Raw genomic sequence first — 2,805 nt, forward strand, 5'->3', positions numbered from 1 at the left:
TCCTGGCGCCCCGTCCGCCGCAGCGCCGCTCGCACCGGACGGGGCGCCGGCGCCACCGGCGGGCGACGCGCCCGCGACCGGTGGCGGCGCGGTCGCGACCTCCTCCCCCGGCGCCGGCACGACGACCTGCTCGCCGTCGACGAGCGGACGGGCCAGGTTCACCCGGGCGAGATCGGCGTCCGGCGTGGGTCCTCCCGCCGCGTCGAGGGCGTCCCCCACCCGCGAGCCCGTCGGGAGGTGGACCACCCCCGCCCGCACGACGCGGCCGACGACGTGCACCACCACCTCGGCCTCGGCCTCGGCCACCGGTGCGGCCGACGGCGGTGCGGCGGTCACGCCGGTGGACGACGCGCCGGGGCGCCCGACGGCAGCTCCCGCGGACGCCTCCGGCCGCGGCGACGCCTCGGCACGGCCCGGGACCGCCGAGGCGGCCGTCGGCGCACCGGAAGGCTTCCCGCTCGAGACCGCGGCCGATGAGGTGGGGGCGGCGCGGACCGGCACGGGCACCCCCGGGGCCCCGGCGGAGGACCGGACCGCGAGGACGAGCACGACGACCGCGGCGACGACGAGGACGGCCGCCACGACCGGGCCCGAGACACCCCACCGCCCGTGCCGCACCGAGACCGGGACGCGGTCCGCGAGGGCCCCGACGAGCTGCGGCCACAGCCCCATGCCCTCGGCGAGGTCACCGTCCTCGCCGTGCCGCCCCGCGGGCCTGGCCCCCTCCGGCCGTCGCCGAGGTCGAGGGCCTCCGCCGCGCGAATCGCCACCCGGGCCGTCCTCGAGGTCGTCGTCGAGGTCGTCGTCGAGGTCGTCGTCAGGGGCGTCCTCCGGGTCGTCCTCGAGGCCGGCCGGCCGGGCCCGGCCCACCGGACGCCGCGCCTCCTGCCGCAGCACCGCGTCCAGGCGCCGGCGCACGACCTCGGCGTCCGACGCGTCTCCACCTCCTGCACCGCGCACCGGTCGACCATGGCGTCGTCCGTCCGACCCACGTCGTCACCGGGACCACCTGGGGACGACGGCCTCCACGTCCTGCCTGTGGACGCCGGGGAGCTCGACCGCCCGGCCCACGGCCGCGCAGGCACGGCTACGGTCCCTGCCGGGCCTCGCACCGTCCCGACCCGTCCCCCTCGTGCGGTGCCGAACGGTCAGCGACGACCGCCACCGAAGGACGTGACACCGTGGACGCCGCCCATCCCGACCCGGCCCCCGCCGGAGCGCCGCCCGGCCGTGAGCGGCCGACCGCTGCCGACGCGGGCCCCGGCGCCGACGCCCCCCAGCGACGGGCCTCGCTGCGTCGCGTCGGCCCGGGGATCGTCGTCGCCGCCACGGGGGTCGGGGCGGGAGACCTCGTGGCGACCCTCGTGGCCGGCGCCGAGCTGGGGTACACGCTCCTGTGGGCCGCCGTGGTCGGCTGCGTCGTCAAGATCGCCCTCGCCGAGGCCACGGGGCGCTTCCACCTCGCGACGGGGACGACGATCATCGAGGGGTGGCGGTCGCTGACGCGGTGGGCCACCGGGTACTTCGCGGTCTACGTCGTCGTCTGGGGCTTCGTCTACGGGGCCACGGCCATGACGGCCAGCGCCCTGCCGCTGGCCGCGCTCTTCCCCGACGTCATGCCCCTGGCCGCCTGGGGCGCTCTGTGCGGCGTCGCCGGCCTGGTGCTCGTGCTGACGAGCCGCTACGCCGTCTTCGAGAAGATCATGACGGCCCTCATCGGCGTCATGTTCGTCGTCGTCGTCGGCCTCGCCGTCCTGGTCGCCCCCGACGTGCCGGCGATGCTCGCCGGCCTCGTCCCGCGCCTGCCCGACGGGTCGGTCGTCTACACGCTCGGGCTCGTGGGCGGCGTCGGCGGCACCATCACGATGGCGGCCTACGGCTACTGGGTGAACGCCAAGGGATGGCACGACCGCGGCTGGATGCGGGTCATGCGCTGGGACAACCGGACGGCCTACATCACGACGGGCGTGTTCGTCGTCGCGATGCTCGTCGTCGGGGCCGAGTTGCTGAACGCCGCGTCCATCAGCCTGACGGAGGGCGACCGCGGGCTGCTCGACCTGGGCCAGGTGCTGGAGGACCGCTTCGGGGCCGTCGTCGCCACCGTGTTCCTCGTCGGCTTCTTCGCCGCCGCCTTCAGCTCGCTGCTCGGGGTGTGGAACGGCGTCGGCCTCCTGTTCGCCGACTTCGTGGCCGTCCTGCGAGGAGGCGCAGGCTCGCCCGCCCGGGCGCAGCGGCCCGAGCGGACGACCGCGTTCCGCCTCTACGCGGTGTGGTTGACCTTCCCGCCGATGCTGCTGCTCCTCCTCGGGCAGCCGTTCCAGCTGGTGCTGGCGTACGGCGTCCTGGGCGCCTTCTTCATGCCCTTCCTGGCAGGGACGCTCATCTGGCTCCTCAACTCGGCGCGTACGCCGCGGCAGTGGCGGAACAGCTGGCTGAGCAACGCCCTGTTGGCGGCGGCGGGCCTGCTGTTCCTCGTGCTGAGCGTCGTGCAGGTGCTCAGCTACCTCACCTGACGAGCGACCGTGGTCGAGGGCCGCTGCGTCCACAGCCCGCCGAGGCGCGCGGTCGTCCACAGCTCTGGGCGGCGGGCGGGCGTTGTCGGACCTTCCCGCTACCGTGCCTGGTAGTCGAACACGCGTTCGACACAGCCGTGAGGTGGACGGGGAGGAGGCGCGGCGTGGACCTTCACGACGGATCGCCGGTGCCCGACGGCCAGGATCCCGCCGAGGACCCCGGTACCGGCACCGGCGGCGAGGCCGACCGGTCCGGGTGGGCGTTCCCGGGCAGCGAGCACCCGGAGCTGCC

2 protein-coding genes are annotated in these 2,805 nt (G+C 76.2%); one reads left to right on the top strand and one right to left on the bottom strand.

Features of this window, described 5'->3' with window-relative positions:
• Positions 1–960 (bottom strand): SLBB domain-containing protein (locus WDZ17_RS10590; protein ID WP_339575119.1); only part of this gene is annotated, 960 nt, incomplete at its 3' end.
• A 221-nt stretch (positions 961–1,181) separates the two neighbouring features.
• Here WDZ17_RS10590 and WDZ17_RS10595 point away from each other — a divergent pair.
• Positions 1,182–2,513, top strand: coding sequence for an Nramp family divalent metal transporter (locus WDZ17_RS10595; RefSeq protein WP_339575120.1), 1,332 nt, complete (start codon positions 1,182–1,184; stop codon positions 2,511–2,513).
• The last annotated feature ends 292 nt before the right edge of the window (positions 2,514–2,805 follow it).

It is taken from the genome of Pseudokineococcus basanitobsidens (genome assembly GCF_037482545.1).
In the GTDB taxonomy this organism is placed as follows: domain Bacteria; phylum Actinomycetota; class Actinomycetes; order Actinomycetales; family Quadrisphaeraceae; genus Pseudokineococcus; species Pseudokineococcus basanitobsidens.